General features: G+C 44.8%; 17 protein-coding genes and 2 tRNA genes. 8 read left to right on the top strand and 11 right to left on the bottom strand.

The window, feature by feature from the left end:
- Positions 1–207: 207 nt before the first annotated feature.
- The 5 genes from AC27KT_RS16405 to orn form a co-directional block, all read right to left on the bottom strand.
- Positions 208–3576, bottom strand: coding sequence for a TonB-dependent receptor domain-containing protein (locus tag AC27KT_RS16405; RefSeq protein ID WP_487131739.1), 3369 nt, complete (start codon positions 3574–3576; stop codon positions 208–210).
- A 441-nt stretch (positions 3577–4017) separates the two neighbouring features.
- Entirely contained in the window at positions 4018–4812 is a 795-nt protein-coding gene (locus AC27KT_RS16400; protein ID WP_487131737.1) for a hypothetical protein, read from the bottom strand.
- Positions 4813–5054: 242 nt separating this feature from the next.
- A tRNA-Gly gene (locus AC27KT_RS16395) sits at positions 5055–5130 on the bottom strand.
- A gap of 273 nt (positions 5131–5403) precedes the next feature.
- Positions 5404–5479 (bottom strand) — tRNA-Gly (locus tag AC27KT_RS16390).
- Positions 5480–5580: 101 nt separating this feature from the next.
- The gene (gene orn / locus AC27KT_RS16385) at positions 5581–6126 is read right to left on the bottom strand and encodes an oligoribonuclease (protein ID WP_014948078.1); all 546 of its coding nucleotides are present in this window, start codon (positions 6124–6126) and stop codon (positions 5581–5583) included.
- An 86-nt stretch (positions 6127–6212) separates the two neighbouring features.
- Here orn and rsgA point away from each other — a divergent pair, with 86 nt between their 5' ends.
- From rsgA to AC27KT_RS16365, 4 genes are all read left to right on the top strand, one after another.
- Positions 6213–7256 carry a small ribosomal subunit biogenesis GTPase RsgA gene (gene rsgA / locus AC27KT_RS16380; protein ID WP_014975509.1) on the top strand — a complete coding sequence of 348 codons (1044 nt, stop codon included), beginning with the start codon at positions 6213–6215 and terminating at the stop codon, positions 7254–7256.
- Between the two features lie 248 nt (positions 7257–7504).
- Entirely contained in the window at positions 7505–8452 is a 948-nt protein-coding gene (gene asd / locus AC27KT_RS16375; protein WP_487131734.1) for an archaetidylserine decarboxylase, read from the top strand.
- A 3-nt stretch (positions 8453–8455) separates the two neighbouring features.
- Positions 8456–9331, top strand: a complete 876-nt coding sequence (locus tag AC27KT_RS16370; RefSeq protein ID WP_487131732.1) for a DMT family transporter — start codon at positions 8456–8458, stop codon at positions 9329–9331.
- Between the two features lie 32 nt (positions 9332–9363).
- Positions 9364–10056 carry a glycerophosphodiester phosphodiesterase gene (locus tag AC27KT_RS16365; protein WP_487131849.1) on the top strand — a complete coding sequence of 231 codons (693 nt, stop codon included), beginning with the start codon at positions 9364–9366 and terminating at the stop codon, positions 10054–10056.
- A 119-nt stretch (positions 10057–10175) separates the two neighbouring features.
- On the opposite strand, the gene AC27KT_RS16360 is transcribed toward AC27KT_RS16365, so the two are convergent.
- From AC27KT_RS16360 to AC27KT_RS16350, 3 genes are all read right to left on the bottom strand, one after another.
- Complete coding sequence (locus AC27KT_RS16360; RefSeq protein ID WP_487131730.1) at positions 10176–10604, bottom strand: MerC domain-containing protein; 429 nt, start codon at positions 10602–10604, stop codon at positions 10176–10178.
- Positions 10605–10760: 156 nt separating this feature from the next.
- Entirely contained in the window at positions 10761–11669 is a 909-nt protein-coding gene (locus AC27KT_RS16355) for a divergent polysaccharide deacetylase family protein (RefSeq protein WP_487131728.1), read from the bottom strand.
- A gap of 123 nt (positions 11670–11792) precedes the next feature.
- The gene (locus AC27KT_RS16350) at positions 11793–12956 is read right to left on the bottom strand and encodes a murein hydrolase activator EnvC family protein (protein WP_487131726.1); all 1164 of its coding nucleotides are present in this window, start codon (positions 12954–12956) and stop codon (positions 11793–11795) included.
- Positions 12957–13209: 253 nt separating this feature from the next.
- Between AC27KT_RS16350 and AC27KT_RS16345 the strand changes: the two genes are divergently transcribed.
- From AC27KT_RS16345 to gpsA, 4 genes are all read left to right on the top strand, one after another.
- Complete coding sequence (locus tag AC27KT_RS16345; protein WP_014948070.1) at positions 13210–13635, top strand: rhodanese-like domain-containing protein; 426 nt, start codon at positions 13210–13212, stop codon at positions 13633–13635.
- A 12-nt stretch (positions 13636–13647) separates the two neighbouring features.
- A complete protein-coding gene (gene grxC / locus AC27KT_RS16340; protein ID WP_014948069.1) occupies positions 13648–13908 on the top strand; it encodes a glutaredoxin 3 in 261 nt (86 codons plus the stop codon).
- 62 nt (positions 13909–13970) lie between these two features.
- On the top strand, positions 13971–14480 hold the full coding sequence (secB, locus tag AC27KT_RS16335) for a protein-export chaperone SecB (RefSeq protein ID WP_014948068.1): 510 nt from the start codon (positions 13971–13973) through the stop codon (positions 14478–14480).
- Positions 14481–14490: 10 nt separating this feature from the next.
- The gene (gpsA, locus tag AC27KT_RS16330) at positions 14491–15522 is read left to right on the top strand and encodes an NAD(P)H-dependent glycerol-3-phosphate dehydrogenase (protein WP_487131723.1); all 1032 of its coding nucleotides are present in this window, start codon (positions 14491–14493) and stop codon (positions 15520–15522) included.
- A gap of 90 nt (positions 15523–15612) precedes the next feature.
- Here the strand turns inward: gpsA and AC27KT_RS16325 are convergent, their stop codons facing one another.
- The 3 genes from AC27KT_RS16325 to AC27KT_RS16315 all read right to left on the bottom strand — a co-directional run bounded on the left by AC27KT_RS16325 (position 15613) and on the right by AC27KT_RS16315 (position 17700).
- Positions 15613–16005: an NAD(FAD)-dependent dehydrogenase gene (locus AC27KT_RS16325; protein ID WP_487131721.1), complete on the bottom strand. Its 393-nt coding sequence runs from the start codon at positions 16003–16005 to the stop codon at positions 15613–15615.
- Positions 16006–16173: 168 nt separating this feature from the next.
- Complete coding sequence (gene trmL / locus AC27KT_RS16320) at positions 16174–16638, bottom strand: tRNA (uridine(34)/cytosine(34)/5-carboxymethylaminomethyluridine(34)-2'-O)-methyltransferase TrmL (RefSeq protein ID WP_039219267.1); 465 nt, start codon at positions 16636–16638, stop codon at positions 16174–16176.
- 81 nt (positions 16639–16719) lie between these two features.
- Complete coding sequence (locus AC27KT_RS16315; protein WP_487131718.1) at positions 16720–17700, bottom strand: alpha/beta fold hydrolase; 981 nt, start codon at positions 17698–17700, stop codon at positions 16720–16722.
- Positions 17701–17748 lie beyond the last annotated feature (48 nt).

The following is a 17748-nucleotide window of genomic DNA, read 5'->3' as shown; positions in this document are numbered from 1 at the left end:
AATCGTATATGAGGAGAAGCCCCATGAGTGAAGAATCAGTACACTAACGCGTTGCTCTATGATCAGCCTAATGTTTAGCGCACGCCTATCTGGTTAGACCAGTATACACATAGTAACATAATAGTTACTGTCTGACGTTGCAACAAGGTTTATTGCAAAAACAAAAAAGCAGCTCAATTGAGCTGCTTTAATTGTATTAATAACAGCTTAGTTAAGCTGCATGTCAAACCCTACGAAGTAAAATCTTCCACGGGCACTTGCCGGATAAGCAAAGTTAGTTAAGAAAGGTTCTTCGTTGGTAATGTTCTTAACACCACCGTACATTTTAACTGTGTCAGTCAATACATATGAGAAGTTGATATCGTGCTGGAAAAATTCACCCATTACGACAGAGTCGTCATAATCACCACGCTCGTATTCTTCAATTTCTACGAATGCGACTAACTGCTCATCCATGTACTGAGTTTGCCAACCGATTTGCAGATCCTGCCATTTCCAAGTCACGGTAAAGTTGCCTGCCCATTCAGGGCGATTTACTTCACCAAGCTCTGGGTTAACTTCGCTCAGATCATTAGGGTTGGTATATTGGTCAATCTCATTGACCTTAGTACCTGATAGTTTTGTTAGGAATGTATGATCATCAATTTCAAAGTCATAACCAACGCTGAAATCTACGCCCGACGTTTCTAAGCGAGCAAAGTTAACATCGGTAGAGCGTAAGAAGTTTAGACCAGCAAACTGCGGAGAGTTTTCATCGGTATTACGGGTAAACAAAGAACAGAAGTTTTCGTTCAAGGTTTCACCGATGTAGCATCCATTAACAATATCGTCAGAGCTTACAGAGCTGATTGCAGATTCAATCTCAATGCTCCAATAGTCAGCCGTTAGTGACAAGCCTTCTAACCAGCTTGCCTGATAGACAAAGCCAACCGTTGTCGTATCAGCTGTTTCTTCCTGTAGTTCTGGGTTACCACCGGTAACACCTGGGAATGCTGCCGATAGTGGGTCGGTGTAAACATACTCACCTGCGTCATTAAACGGGTTATAACCAATTGACTGGAAGTCTGCGACACAGTTAGCTTGTATCTGATCTGCGGCTGCCGGATCATTACCGCGGATGCCTGCTATCACGCTGGCATTACACGGGTCGGTAGGACGGAATGTTGTACCCACTTCAGGACCGAAAAGCTCTGTGATATTTGGCGCACGAACAGCTTGAGACTGCGACAAGCGAATCATAAGATCTTCGTAAGGTGCATACATTAAGTTTGCACGCCACGTTGTTGTGTCTCCAATTGTAGAGTAATCAGAGTAACGGGCAGCCAAATCTAACGTAAGCTCTTCGGCTAGCATCTCGCCTTCAATTAATGGAATTGATACTTCAACGAACACTTCACTTACATCAAAATCACCTGTTTCGTTTGCCGTTTTAATAGATGGCTGGAATACCAGTGAATTGTTAGATGAGTACTCAGAAATCAAGGTTCCTGCTTGATATTGTGAACCTTCAGGGATAATACCAAGTTGCCAATTATCGAAGGTCGCTTCTGATTTTTCTTTTCTATATTCCCCGCCTAGCGCAAAGAATATCGGACCATACGGAAGCTCGAAGTAGTCAGATGAATCACCAGACAGTGAACCACTCACAACGAACTGTTCGATGGTAGTTTTACTGCGGCTATCTTGCGTTACCCAATCAACCGCTTCCTGAGAAATTCCGCCTGCACCAGCCCAAATATTTAAAGGTACACAGCTGCCATCACCTGGAGTAAATGAAAAGTAGCCTGGGTCATATACTGGAATATTAAACGCAGTGGTAACTTGAGGTGTATTTGCGTCTAAGTTCACACGGCACGTTGCCTCACCTGTCGCAGGGTCTGTAACCGCGTCAATTGCAGAGAAGAAACGGTCTACTACAACAATATTTTCTGTACCTTCTTGCTCAAACTCGAATCTTCCGTAATTTAACGCAAGGTTATACTGCCAGTCGTTTTCTAGGAAGCCTTCTAGACCAATAACACCGCGTAGTGTTCTACGCTCGTTCTCAATTTTACCTTGACCAATGCCAATTGGGTCAGCTGTAATGGCAACACCACCGATTTCGCTTGCTAGCGGCTGAATGAAAGAAGGCAGGTAAGGGTTATCCGCTGCACCAAATAATAAATCCCAGTATGAAGACGGCTGGCTTTCATTTTCTGTTGTCTGAACAACGTACTTAAATTCACCAAACACGGTGCTTGTGTCAGTAAGGTCGTAATGGCCTAGCAGGTTTAACGCAATTTTGTCGTTTGGCGTAATTAGATAGCCGCGCTGTTGCTGAATGGTGTTATAAGAGTCACCACCAAAACCTTCAAAGTTACCTGATACCAAGCCGTCTTGAATTGGTCTGTAAGAGCCATCTTCCAATACGTTCCAGCAACCACCTAATGCACCGAATGATGCGGCACCAAACGAGCTGTTATATCCAGAAAACGAGTCCAGACAGTCAGGCGTTCCGTTACCATCAAGGTCGATATTGGTCGCAGGATCAAACCCTTCAAACGTATAAGGGTTACCCGGTATGATATAACCATACCCCGAAGTGAATGGGAAAGTTCGGTAAGGAAGAACTGCACGAGGGTTTGCTGTGGCCGCGCGGTTAAACAGCGCCAACTCTTCTGAAGTTAAATTCGGTTGGGTTCCAAAAGTATCTACGTAGTTTTGAATAAACGCATCCTGAGATGGAATGCTTAAACCGAAATTGAATAGGCCGGTGTTGTCGTAGTTATAGTATTGCGCCAAATTTGGTGTACTAGCACCAATATCGCCCTGTTGGAATCGCAAAGCGGGGTTGGTCCAATCGCGCGCAGAGCCAATGATCAAACCATTATCTCTTTCACTTACTCGCACACCTTCATCGTTTTGATACTCGATGTTTATTGCAAAATTACCTCTGTCGTTGTCAAAGTTTTCACCATACAACGCAGACATGCTAATTTGCTCACCATCGCCTTCAGACGAGATACCCGTGTTTACGTCAAATTCAAAGCCTTCATAGTCATCTTGCAAAATAAAGTTAACTACACCCGTTACGGCATCAGCACCATAAACGGCAGAAGCACCACCGGTAAGCACTTCTACCGATTTAATAAGTTTTACTGGAATTGAACCCACATCTACAGCTGCAGAACCGGCGACACCGCCCACATGGCGACGACCATTTACTAGTGTTAAGGTACGGTTTGACCCTAAGCCACGTAGGTTAAGGATATTCGCACCGTCTGCAAAAGCTGAGTCAATAGAGCTTTCCGCTGTTGTAGATGAAAACAACGCGGGGATGTCGTTTATAACATCGGTTACAGAAAACTCACCTGACAGCTGAATATCTTCTTCTGAAATTGCTTGAACAGGTGAAGGAGATGCCAGGTTAGGATCTCGCGCTATACGAGAACCAGTGACCACTACTTTTTCAACATCCTTTTCGTCAATAGCGGCGTCTTCCTGAGCCTGAACTGCAGTTGCACTTAATGCTAGTGCAGATGCTACTGCACATGCGAGTACAGTAAGCTTGTTTTGCTTTGATGAATCAAAAGCCATGTGTGTTTCTCCAAATATACTTTCTCGTTCCGACATGCTCTTTTTGGCACTTCTAAGGAATCTAAAAGCGATGGTTATTTTTTATATGTTTAAGAAATGCGTCGTACTTAATCTTTTTTACAATCTGTTTTTGCAAACTATGTGCCTATCAGAAGGCGAGTAATTAGCGAATTTACCGCTAAAAAACGGCGCATTATGCATATTTACCCACTAAAATCTATTTAATATTCAAGTAGACTTATCAAAGCGCCACCAAATGCACGCTTTTCGTGCAAAAGGCCTAATAAATCCTAGATTTATCGAGATGTAGATTAAAATCAAGGCGGCCACGCACCAACAAGGTGCGCAAACTGATGAATAAGGATTCATTGTAGTGCGTGAACGCAGGCAGAATCGGTCCTGGAAAAGGGCATAATGAAAAACTTATACTTTAGTATATTTTTATTGTGCCTTGTTTAGATAGTTATCAATGTGCAATTGAAAACTGCTGTGCTCTCGGCACTTCGCAGTACCCTGAACCGATTTAACTGGGTCACCCGCTAACGTCGGAAAGTCACGATCGTGAAGAGTAATCCCCTTATTTTTACTGAGGGCGCTGAATAACTTTCCTTTCAACGTGCTGCAATCAACGATTATTTCAATGCTTTCGAGAAAATCTTCGTTTTCAGTATTGAAGGAGTTAGAAAACTTTTGGCTTTTTTTCACATTTGAATGAGTTTTCTTTGAAGAATATTGATTAGCGATGTCTTGCAAGCGTTGAGCGTTCAAACGATTGATATAGTTTTGTGTCGCATCTTGGACACTCAACCTGATATCTTTTGTCCTTAATAAAGGCTGTGCTGAGCTTTCTTTTTCCGAAGGCGCTTGTGGCGCTGAAGATTCATTTTTGTCTTTAGTTGCGATCGGGATGCTCTGCCTCTTCTTTGCTTCTTTGAGTACAACACCACCCTCTACATCGGCATTAGTCTCATGTACTAATTTTGGCTTAGTCTCGGTTTTTTGCGGAATAGTTGGCGGCTGTAATAAAACTGCTTTTAACAAAAGTGGAGGCAAAGGTTGCTGACCAGCAGGTTTGTTAGCGGTGGTGAATGCCAACGCTAGTAACAATCCCCCATTAATACCAAGTGAAAGCAAAAGTGCACGAAGCGCAGAAGCATTAGGCAGGCGTATTTGAGCGAAGCAGTGCCATTCAAGCTCATATCTATTAATCCTTCCAACTGCCATTAATGCATCCATCCATAAAAGCACGTAGTTGTAAAGCACTAATAAACCAGAAAGTTCAGATAGCTTTCACGCAGAAAATAACAGTGATTATGGAATATGAATACGAGTGTAAGAGAGTTTTAATTTTTAAGGTGTCTGAAAAATTTGGAGCGGGAGACGAGGTTCGCCAACTGGCCGGCACCCAGTCGCGGGCCTATCAAGGGGTCGCACTTAAAAACTGGATAAATTTTAATTTTTGAGGTGTCTGAAAAATTTGGAGCGGGAAACGAGATTCGAACTCGCGACCCCGACCTTGGCAAGGTCGTGCTCTACCAACTGAGCTATTCCCGCATAGAGTCGATGCTGTGCATCTTATAGGCAATCTAGAGACCTAGATTAAAATTTGGAGCGGGAAACGAGATTCGCTAACTGGCCGACACTCGGTCGCGGGCCCACTAGGGGTCGCATTTTTCACGCTCACTAAAAGTAAGGTTTACTATCAGCTTTTAAAATTTGGAGCGGGAAACGAGATTTGCCAACTGGCCGACACTCGGTCGCGGGCCCACTAGGGGTCGCATTTTTCACGCTCACTGAAAGTAAGGTTTACTATCAGCTTTTAAAATTTGGAGCGGGAAACGAGATTCGAACTCGCGACCCCGACCTTGGCAAGGTCGTGCTCTACCAACTGAGCTATTCCCGCAACAAAAGAGGTACTTCGTTTGAAGTGGTGCGCATTTTACAAAAATTTTGGGGTAACGCAACCTTTAATTCTACTTTTTTTGCACCTCAATGTTTGAATGCTTAAATCGTAAACACTTTCTCACGATAATAGCGCATTTCTTCAATAGACTCGCGAATATCATCAAGCGCTAGGTGTACGCCTTTCTTTTCGAAACCGTCTAAAATTTCAGGCTTCCAGCGGCGCGTTAGTTCTTTTATTGTACTTACATCAATATTTCTATAGTGGAAGTAAGCTTCAAGCTCGGGCATGTACTTAACCATGAAGCGTCTGTCTTGCCCTATGGTGTTTCCACATAGCGGTGACTTGCCTGCATCTACCCATTGCTCTAAAAAGGCAATAGTTTGCGCTGATGCTTCTTCAACACTTATTTTACTTTCTCGGCAACGTGCAGTTAATCCACTTTCACCGTGAACTCGTGTACACCACTCGTCCATATTGTTTAACACGTCATCACTTTGATGTACCGCTATTACAGGGCCTTCCGCCAATATATTCAGCTGTGCGTCGGTAACAATGGTCGCGATTTCCATTACTACACAGGTTTCAGGATCTAACCCTGTCATTTCCATGTCTATCCAGACCAGGTTGCTATCGTGTTTACTCATTACTTTCCTCTTTGCGCTACAGACATGGCAACCATGCCCTACAAACGGTATTATTGACATAGTATACGTGAAACTAGAAAAGAATCGTGGCGAAAAAACCAAAACTTACACAACGACAGAAACGACAAGTGGCAGCTAACAGAAGCAAACGCTTGCGTGAAAAGCACGCGTCAAAGGGCGCGGCGAACCTTGATGAAAGCACGCTAGAAAGCGGTACTGTGATTGGTCGCTTTGGTAAACACGCCGACGTTGAAGACGCAAACGGCGCAGTATCTCGCTGCCACATTCGCCGCACGGTAGACTCTGTAGTGTGTGGTGACAAGGTGTTTTTCAGTAAAGGGGATGACGCCGAGTCGGGTGTGAGCGGAGTCATCGAAATTGTAAAAGACAGGCACTCTGTCCTGACTCGCCCAGATTATTACGACGGTATTAAGCCCATCGCCGCGAATATCGACCGTATTATTGTGGTTAGCGCCATATTACCTACCCTTTCACTGAATATTATCGACCGTTACCTGGTTGCCTGTGAAGACATAGGCATCACGCCGCTGATTGTCCTTAATAAAGTAGAATTGCTCAGTGAAGAGGAACGCACAACCGTTACAGAGCAGCTTAAGACGTACGAAAACTTAGGCTACGAAGTGCTCTTCACCAGTTGCAAAACCGGTGAAGGCATTAGCAAACTCAATGAATACCTTAATGATAATATCAGCGTTTTCGTAGGTCAGTCCGGCGTTGGCAAATCGAGCCTTATTAACCAAGTTCTGCCAGACGCCGATGAATTAACCGGCGATATTTCAGATAACTCGGGGCTTGGTCAGCACACAACGACGGCGGCAAAATTGCTCCATCTGCCAGCCGGCGGCGATTTAATTGACTCTCCCGGGGTACGTGAATTTGGCTTGTGGCACATTCCTACCGAACGTATTACATGGGGCTTTATTGAGTTCAGAGATTATTTGGGCGGCTGCAAATTCAGAGACTGTAAGCACTTAAATGATCCTGGTTGCTTACTAAGAGAAGCTGTAGAAGAAGGAAAAATTAGCGCGGAACGCTTCGACAGCTACCATAGAATTTTAACCACCATGGAAGAGCAGCGCCCTAGTCACAGCCAGCCTCCCGGGGCATAACAACTGCCACTGGGTTTCAACCTCACTGGAGCGCCAAACCCGTTGGAGCGACCGAAGAAGTACTCGCACTACTTACGCGTAATAGCCGTCACTAACTCGGCGATTTATTCTTTTGGTGTGAACCACGTGCTTATGCTTTTGTGTAAGCACTCATAACCCTAAAGTTGCTCTTAATACCACGACTTACTATACAATAACGCTATCTATGCAATGCGTTATTGCTTGCATAAAAGAAACGGAGATATTTTGTGTTAGATTGGCTTAAAGTTAATTTACAATACGTTACACCAAAGCACCTGCTTTCACGCCTTGTAGGCAAACTTGCAGAAGCAGAAATGGGTAGTGTTACGACATTTTTCATCAAGGCGTTTATTAAGCAATACAACGTTGATATGACCGAAGCGCTGCATGAGGAACCAGAGCATTATAGAAGCTTTAATAAGTTCTTCACCCGCCCGCTTAAACCTGAAGCGCGCACCATTGACGAAAACGATGACGTACTTATCCATGCTGTTGACGGTACGGTAAGTCAGTTTGGCGACATCCATAGCGACAGTATTTTTCAGGCGAAAGGCCATGACTTTAGCCTAACTACATTATTAGGTGGCAAGCCTGATGTAGCTGCGCCATTTAAAAATGGTAAATTTGCTACCATTTACCTTGCCCCTCGTGATTATCACAGAATTCACATGCCTGTTGAGGGCACGCTTACTGATATGTTGTATGTGCCGGGCGAGTTGTTTTCAGTAAACCCGCTTACTGCACAAAATATTCCAGGTCTGTTTGCACGTAATGAACGCGTCGTGGCGCTGTTCGACACGCCTGTAGGCAAAATGGCGATGGTGCTTGTGGGCGCTACCATAGTGGCAAGCATTGAAACTGTCTGGGCTGGCACAGTTACGCCACCTGCGGGTAAAAATGTTCAGCACTGGTCATATGAAAAAGACAGTGAAGCAGCAGTTTTCCTTGAAAAAGGTGCCGAGCTAGGCCGCTTCAAGCTAGGTTCAACCATTGTGGTGTGTTTCGAAAAAGACATGATTGATTTTGAAGACCTCGCCCCTGGTATGGTTACACGCCTTGGTGAGCCTATGGCGCTTAAATCAACCGCACAGGCTACGGCTGAAGATACGCACGTTAGCGATGAAACAGCCAGTGACGAAAAGAGCGAGGCTTCGTCAGAGGGCGCTGACAGCTAATTTATGGATGCTGTTAAAAAAAGCCTGATCTCACTTCATTTCACGGTAATTTTACTTGGTGGTACAGCCCTTTTCTCTCGGCTTGTGCCACTTAGCGCCAGTGATATCACTCTTGTTCGTTCAATATTTGCCTGCATAGCGTTATTTGCCTTTTTGAAATTGGCGAAGAACAAAATAAAGCTGAATTCAAAAAAGGACTACGGCGTTGCCCTCGGTTTAGGCGTGCTTATGGCACTGCACTGGGTCACTTATTTTGCCGCCATGCAATATGCGGGAGTATCTGTGGGGATGATTGCCCTTTTTACCTTCCCCGTGATCACAGTGCTTATCGAGCCTTTTTTCGAAAAAGTGAGATTGGTTTGGCAGGATATCGTATCTACCCTTACCGTAGTCATTGGCGTCTACTTAATAGTGCCCGAAACGTCACTGGAAAATGACATTACCCTTGGTGTTCTCATCGGTATTGCCTCCGCCATCTTGTATTCGTTTAGAAATCTTATTCACCGTAAGCACTTTAAGCACTACAGCGGTGCGCAGGCCATGGCGTGGCAGACCTTGGTTATCAGCATTCTAATGTTGCCGGTAGGCAGTGAAGCAATAACCTCAGCCTCTACCAGTTCTTGGCTAATGCTATTGCTTTTAGGCACGGTATTTACCGCACTGCCTCATGCGCTAATTGCTGCGAGCCTACGTCACCTTAGGGCAAAAACGTTTTCGCTCATAGCCTGCATGCAGCCTCTTTATGGCGTTTTCCTTGCTATTATTCTGCTTAACGAAAAACCTGGTTTAAGTGCGTTGTTAGGTGGAATTCTTATTACGTCAGCATCAGTTTATGAAACGCTCAACACGCATAAGTTACATAGTGCAAAAGATGATTAAGCCGTGTTGTGATCTTTAAGGAAGAAATGTCTATGCTCATTTTTGCTCACCGAGGTGCCAGTAAAGCCGCCCCAGAAAACACAGTAAAGGCATTTAAACTGGCTTTCGAACAACGTGCTGATGGCATTGAGTTTGATACCTATCAGCACGAAAGCGGCATTATTGTTTTTCACGATAGAACACTTACGCGCAGAGCACGGGAATCCGGCTATTTACTTGAGGTACCGTGGCAATCCCTTACAGAAATGAACATTGGGGATGGAGAGCGCATACCGACCCTGACAGAAACACTGAAGTGTATTCCAAAAGACAAGTGGTGCAATATTGAGATAAAACACTTACGCGACGTAGACAGCTGGGTTAAAGACGTTAAAGCGGCGGTACAGCAAAGCGGCATTAATGCTGATAAGCTACTTATCTCTTCATTTAACCATCACTGGCTTCAAGCTATTTCGCTTAGGTGGCCCGAAGTAAAGATAGGCGCCTTATCTGCAAGCTACGAACTCGACTGCACGGCAAGCGCCCGGGCGCTTAACGCCTATTCCGTAAACATTGCTTTAGACGCCGTTGATAAGCAATTTGTGCAAACGGCGCAGCAAGATGGGTTTAACGTATTTGTTTATACCGTGGATGAGCCTAGAGACATGCTAATGCTTAACGAGTGGGGAGTGACGGGCATATTCACTAACGTGCCCGATGTAGCGCTTAATGTGTTGTCGCATTAAACCCTACTTTTTCAATGCGAAAAGTCTGTAGAACGCGTATCTGAACCATACTCACACTACAAAAAACGAGCCATAGGCTCGTTTTTTTAAATGCTTTTCTTGAAATACAGCTTTATTGACTACTTAAATTCAGTCGAAAGGTGGTCTGAAAACACGGTATTCTTGCAGCACTTACATTGTCTACACAATCGCATATTCACCCAGTGGCCGGCTACAATTAGCGCTGCACCTATCGCGATGGTAAAGGGTTCGTAGTGATGCCCAAAAATATCTTTGTGCCAATAAATAGCGCCACCCGTAAACAGCAGTGCAAGCGGGTAGTATCTGCCATGATAGCGAATTGCACCGCTAACCAAAGCGACTGCACCTACAATTAACGAAAAAGTTAATATCGTTCTTTCAAACCACACTTGTGCAAAAAAGCTAGAACCGATCAGCGGCAGCAGAGGCACCAAAACAGGTAGCGCGAGGCAATGCAACGCACACAAGCTTGACACCCAGATGCCAAGTTTGTCTAGTTTTGTTGGATTCTCGTCAATTGGAGTCATTACCCTGATTACCACCGTGAAAAAATGAATTCGCGAACTATTCGCCAGAGACGTTATATTATAACAGATTCACAAAAATGAGAAACGTTCCCACATTAAATTTTGATCTTAACGAGATGAAAATGAACTAACTACGTATAAAGTGAGGCAAAAAAGCTATTCGTTTGGCGCTGTGTACAAACGCTCAGCAACGCCTTTTTCTGCGGAGCTATGCGTTAGCTCACTGCTGTGTAAGGCATTTTCTTCGATCATGCTTACCTTGCTATCTTTCACATCGGCGTTATTAAGCGAAGCCGTTTGATCGCGCTCTTTGCCAAACTGCTTTGCCACTTTCGGCGCATGCGAAAAATAGTCGGCTACTGAGGTAAGGGTTAAACCTTCTTTTTCAAGTGAGGGTAAATGAGTTTTCAAAAAATCGACGGTTTCTGGGTGGGGGTGACCAATCACCACAACGTGACCATTCTTTTTAGCAATACGTTTCATGTGGTTGAACTGCTTAAGTAAGAATGCAGGCTCAAGCTTATGGTCCAGAAACACCTGTCTGCTTGCGCTAGGTACACCCAAACGCTCGGCAATTTCTTCACCTTTTGTGAGTACCGTGGTTCGGCTATCCACAAAAAACAAGCCTTGCCGTTTCACCTCTTGTAAGAGCGCTTCCATTCCTTTTTGCTGACCCGTGAAAGCACTTCCCATATGATTATTCACACCTACCGCGTTCGGCACGCTCTTCATTGCCTTGCGCAAATTGTAAGTAATGGCACCTGCAAACATGTCAGTGGTTAATCCAAGGGGCCCCATGTTCTTTCCACTTTGCGCCTGCATAGGCATATGCAGCATAACTGCCCGGCCTTCTTGCTCAGCGCGGAGCGCAATTTCAGAAGCCAGTGGCGTTTGCGGAAGTATAGAAAAGGTAATTTCTTTAGGGAGAGAAAAAGCAGCGACATCGGACGGCCTGTATCCCAGGTCGTCTAATATTATAATTATGTCTGACTTTGCTTTTACTTGAAGGCTAATTAGCCCGCATAAAACAAAGATTATACAAGGCATTAGCAGACGCAAAAGCATCTAAGTCATATCCGTTTTTCATCATTATTATTAAGCGCACACTACACAATGCTGTGTTTTCTTTAGAATACCAACAACTGATTCAGTTTCAACTTAGTTTCTGAAAATCTAAAATTAACCTGCCTAGTCTAGCCAAGAGCTTGGGTTTAGCGCCTTGCCTTTATGGCGAATTTCAAAGTATAGATTAGGATATTCCTGACCACCACTTCGGCCCACAAGAGCTATGCGTTCACCTTGCCTGACATCATCGCCAGCTTGCTTGAGTAATGCTTGGTTGTGACCGTAAACACTCATATACCCTTCGCCATGATCGACAATAGCGACCAGACCAAATCCGCGCAACCAATCGGCGTACAACACTTTTCCAGGCGCAATGCTGTTTACAGGGTCGCCCTCGGCACCATCTATCACAATGCCTTTCCACGACACTTGACCTTGACGGCGACTACCAAATAAGTTTCGTATTCTGCCTTTTACAGGCGCTGCTAGCTTACCTTTTAATTTGGCAAGTCCATCCATACTCACTTCGGCTTCACGGGCAGCCCGCTCTGCGGCAATCCGCGCCGCTTCGATGGCGTCTTTCAGCGCTTTTTCATCAGCTTGTAACGACGCTATACGCTGGTTTTCAGAGGCTATGGTTTTGTTTATTTTCTTAAGCGTTGCTTTTCTATCGTCCTGACGGGTTATAAGTACTGCTCGCTGACCTTCTTGCTCATCTTTCAAAGCGGCAAGTGACAAAGCTTTTTCGCTAAGCTCTGCGTTAACTTCTTCAAGCCTAGCAACATTTCCCCTAAAGCTCTCAATCTCTTTTTGGCGCGCTTTAGCTACGTATTGATAATAGGTAATGACACGCTCAAAGGTTCGCGCGTCATCTTGGTAAAACAGCATTTTCGCGTAGTCGTAATGCCCCGCCATAAACGCACTTTTAAGCTGGCTCGATAAAAGTGACTGCTGTTTACGGATAGCCGTTTTAAGCCCTTCTTGTTCTTCTTCGAGCTTCGCTTGTTCTTGCTCAATGTTTTTAAGTGACTGTCGGGTGCTGGATAGTGCTTTCGCCACTTTAGCGATTTCGAGTTCAGAGGCCTTCAGTACATTTTCTAATTCCTGTGCACTGGCTCTATTGTTCTCTAATACTTGCTGTCGAGCGCGCAATTCAGCCTGTAACTCAGCTAATTTTTCTTTTTGACTATTGGCACCGCCTTCTTGTGCATTAGCACTACTTCCAATCGGCATAATTGCAAGGGCAACTATGCACCCAATGATTGAAAGAAATAATCGTACTGACATACGTGCGCCTAGAACCTTAACTTTTTCATTGATGACTTAATGTGTTTCATCGTTGCTGTTAACAACGTTTTCCAGTGTATCTGACGCTCCTCCATATGCCCAGTTCAATTTGTTCGTAATATCAATCATCTAAAGTATTTAGCGCAAACCCGCTATGACTGACATTCATCATACTGAAAGGTAAGCTGGTTTCTCGCCCATTTTTCTATATACTTTGCACTCTTTTCATGGTCTGTAGACAGGGTTAGAGGTAATGGATCAACTAATTGAATTTGCTAGCAACAACTTTATTCTTGCTGGTATTTGGGTTGCGCTGATTGCCATGTTGATATTTAGCTATATCAGTGCATGGACATCTTCAGTAAAAGAACTAAGCACGCACGAAGCAACGGTTTTGATGAATAAAGACGATGCGATAGTGCTAGATACACGCCCTGCGAAAGAGTTTAAAGCTGGCCATATTTTGGGTGCCAGACAAATTAAACCTGAAGAGTTGCGTGAGAAAAACTTCAAGAAACTTGAAAACAGTAAAGACAAACCCATTATCGTAGTATGCGCTATGGGTAATCAGGCTCGTGGTACAGCAAATGCGATGCTTAAAGATGGCTTCGCGAATGTGAGTGTATTAAAAGGCGGAATGAACGCTTGGCAAAGTGCCAGCCTTCCCGTTTCTAAATAACAGGTAACCTTTATGAGCAAAGTAGAACTTTACACCAAGGGCCACTGCCCTTACTGCCACCGTGCAAAAGCATTGCTAACGCAAAAAGGTGTAGAATTTATTGAATACCCAATAGATGTTAAGCCTGAACTGCGCGACGAGATGATTGAACGCGCAAACGGCGGCTGGACAGTTCCGCAAATTTTCATTGACGATCAGCACGTTGGTGGCTGTGACGATATGATGGCTTTGGAAGCGCAAAGCAAACTAAATCCAATGTTGGGTTTGGCGTAAAGCGTCAGCGCATACAGCAACGCACTACATTAAATTAAAACGACAATTAAATAGGAAATACCATGGCTGACGAAAATCAGACAAATAACGGCGAAGCAGCGGGCGCACAAGCGCAGCAGAGTGCTCAGTTCAATATTCAGCGTATCTACACAAAAGACATTTCTTTTGAGTCTCCAAACGCGCCAGCTATTTTCACAAAAGAGTGGAAACCTGAAATTAAACTAGACATCGACACTAGCACTAACAAGCTAGAAGAAAATGTATTTGAAGTTGTACTTTCAGTTACCGTTACGGCAACGCTTGGAGAAGAAACAGCGTTCCTTTGTGAAGTGCAACAAGCAGGTATCTTTGCTATTGGCGAAATGCCAGACCAAAACAAAGCGCACACGCTGGGCTCGTTCTGCCCGAACATGCTTTTCCCTTATGCGCGTGAAACCATTTCTAACTTGGTTAACCGTGGAACATTCCCTCCACTTAACCTAGCGCCTGTAAACTTCGACGCTATCTTTGCAGCTTACGTGCAAAAACGTGCACAGCAAGCGCAGGGCGAAGCGCCAAAAATGGACGCCTAATTAGGTGAACATGAAACACGTGGACATGAAGTCGAATTCGGTTTCAGAGTCAGTTTCGGTATTAGGGGCGGGGTCTTACGGCACCGCCCTTGCTTTTTGTCTTGCCAGAAATGGCAACCCCACACTGCTTTGGGGCCGTGATGAAAAGCACATTGCCGAAATGGAAGCAAACCGAGAGAATGCTCGTTATCTTCCAGGCGCAACATTTCCAGATGCCCTAGTGGTAAATGCCAACTTAGAAGAAGTGGTAGCTGCCAGCCAAGATATTTTAGTGGTTGTACCTAGCCATGCATTTGCGGCTATGCTTCAAAGCTTAAAACCATTGCTTAAACCGCATCAACGCATTATTTGGGCGACCAAAGGGTTAGAGCCCAAAACTGGTCGTTTGCTACGTGATGTAGCGGAAGAAATTCTAGGCACGGATTACCCCTTAGCTGTTTTATCAGGGCCCACTTTCGCTAAAGAAATGGTAGCGGGCTTACCTACCGCAATTTCGCTGTCTTCCACTGACGATACGCTGAGTGACGAATTTGCAGCAAAGCTGCATTGCGCAAAGTCGTTCAGAGTATACAAAAACTCAGACTTTACTGGCGTTCAGCTTGGTGGTGCGGTTAAAAATGTTATCGCTATTGGCGCGGGTTTAGCCGATGGTCTTGGCTTTGGTGCAAACGCGCGAACGGCGCTGATCACCCGAGGCTTAGCAGAGCTAACCCGTTTGGGCGTGAAGCTGGGTGCAAATCCAGAAACCTTTATGGGTATGGCGGGTCTTGGCGATTTAGTTTTAACTTGCACAGACAATCAATCGCGCAATCGTCGCTTTGGGCTGGCTTTGGGTCAAGGCAAGAGTGTCGATGTTGCTATTGACGAAATCGGACAAGTGGTAGAGGGATATCGCAATACTGAGGAAGTTCACATTTTGTCTAAGAAAATAGGCGTAGAAATGCCTATTTGTGAACAAATCTATGCTGTGCTTTATCACGGAAAATCCCCTAAAGAGGCGGCCTTAGCCCTGCTTGGTCGAGACCTCAAAAAAGAAGCCTAGTGAATACTTGATGGTTTTTGCTTGATAGCAAAAACCATCAGCCTCTTAACGCCCCACTCTTTCTATCTTTTCCAGCTTATTAACCTGAATTTAGCGCCCTTCTCTTACCACGATCACTTTAGCGTTGTCGTGATATCTAGCGTGACTGCGCTTGTGGTGTTTTACTTTTTTCACCTTTTTGTAGGGTGAATCGACAACCACATAGCGATTCCCATGCTTGCGATAGTAATGATTATTAGCAACGTAATAACGATGATTGTCGATAACCTCTACCCTATGCGTACCTGGCAAGAGGTTAACGTACAGGCCAATTTCAGGAACGCGTATGGCTACGTCAATAAGCGGACGAGCAGGTTGCGTAATAATAGTGACTCTTTCATTCACCCCTCTATTCGAGTGAGAATGATGACCTGAATGGGCGCTTGCTTGCCCCGCAATAATTAAGCAAACGCCAGTGATAATACCCAGTGTGATACGTTTCATACTGCTTCTCCTAACTCATTCGTGCATGTTCAAAGGCTATATTAATGAGTGAAGCTGAACGAAAACTGACTCAGGCAGGCTTTACAGTGTCTTTACACTAGGCGCAAAAAAGCCCACAACGGGGCTTCGTAAAAATGAATATCTTCGGGCTGCTTATGCCACCTTTTGCTATCTCGCTCCTTCGTAGCCAAATTGGCGCCAGCTTTCATATACAAACACAGACACGGCGTTAGATAGGTTCATACTGCGACTGTCTGGCAACATAGGAATGCGAACACGCTGCTCTGGAGGAAGCGATTGAATATAATCGTCGGGTAAGCCACGGGTTTCAGGACCAAATATGAGTGCATCGCCTTTTTGATACGAGACATCACTATGAAACGCTTTGCCTTTTGTTGTGCATGCGAACACTCGGTTTGGTTTTGCATCCTCAAGGTAGGCTTCTAAGTTTGCATGGCGCTTAACGTGGGCAAATTCATGATAATCTAAACCTGCACGTCGTACTCGCTTGTCGTCCCACTCAAAACCCAAGGGCTCGATTAGATGTAGTGTGAACCCACTGTTAGCGCATAAGCGGATGATATTGCCCGTATTAGGCGGGATCTCTGGTTGATAAAGTACGACATCAAGCATGTTTTTTAAACGACCTTCACTATTAATAACCGGCGTATTCTACAACGAAACACTGCAACTCATCACCTATACTAATGCTTTTTAAGACGTGTGAGAGCAAGCAGTCAAGAAGTCGAGAATTGTCGAAAGTGAGCGCTCGCGAATGTTGTCTGACTCAGTGAATAATTCATGATAAGCCCTTGGTATAATTTCAAGCTCAGCATTTGGCATTAGGTGCGCCACCCGCCGTTGACGTTTATTATCTATTATGGCGTCATCGTCGGCGCTTAAAACTAGTGCTGGAGTAGTGATTGCCCCCGCACTATCTTCAATCCTATTCATGGCCTGATGGGCTGCGGCCAACCATTCAGTAGTTACGCCCCCAAGCTGGATCTCTTGCTCTTCATCATATAACTCGCGAAACAACGCATAGCGGGTCTTACTGTGGGTAAGCTTGTTCAACGAAAAAGGAAACGCAATATACGGTGTTTGACCGAAAAAATACCCTGCGTCTGCTTTTTTCATTCTATTTACCGCTAGGCCGGTTCGGATTAGGCCATTCGCCAACCAATTAGGCAAGGAAGGTTTAATACCGAACATGGGCGAAGCCAGCACAGCTTTGGAGAACAAGCTGGGCAAACGCAACAGTGTAAGTGCTCCGATAGCGCCGCCCATTGAGTGGCAAACCAGCTGTAACGGACCTTGCTGTAGCGGTTTCACTATTGTTTCTACGAACATGACGAAGTCGTCAACATAGTCATCAAAATCCGCGACATATCCGTGTTGGGGATCACGTGTCATTCTGTCAGACAAGCCTTGCCCGCGGTGATCAAGAATAAAAACGGCAAAGCCGTTCTGATGAAGGTCGTAAATAAACTCTTTGTACTTTAAGTAGGACTCTATGCGACCCGAACAAATAACAATAGTGGCTTGCGGCGTTTCAGGAATACAGTAGGCGTAACGCACCTTTATATCATCTTTGCCGGTGAAGTACCCCTCAGTAACACTGTCCTGCCAAAAAGGATTAATGTGTGAGGCGAAGGTGCTGGCTAAATTGTTTTCTGATGTGAACGTCCAGTTCATAAATACCCTAATACAGTTAATAGGCGCTCTTGGTAAGGCTGCAGAGCA

The sequence above is a fragment of the Alteromonas sp. 5NW40-0090 genome (genome assembly GCF_057552975.1).
This window is presented reverse-complemented; position numbering and strand designations above follow the sequence as displayed.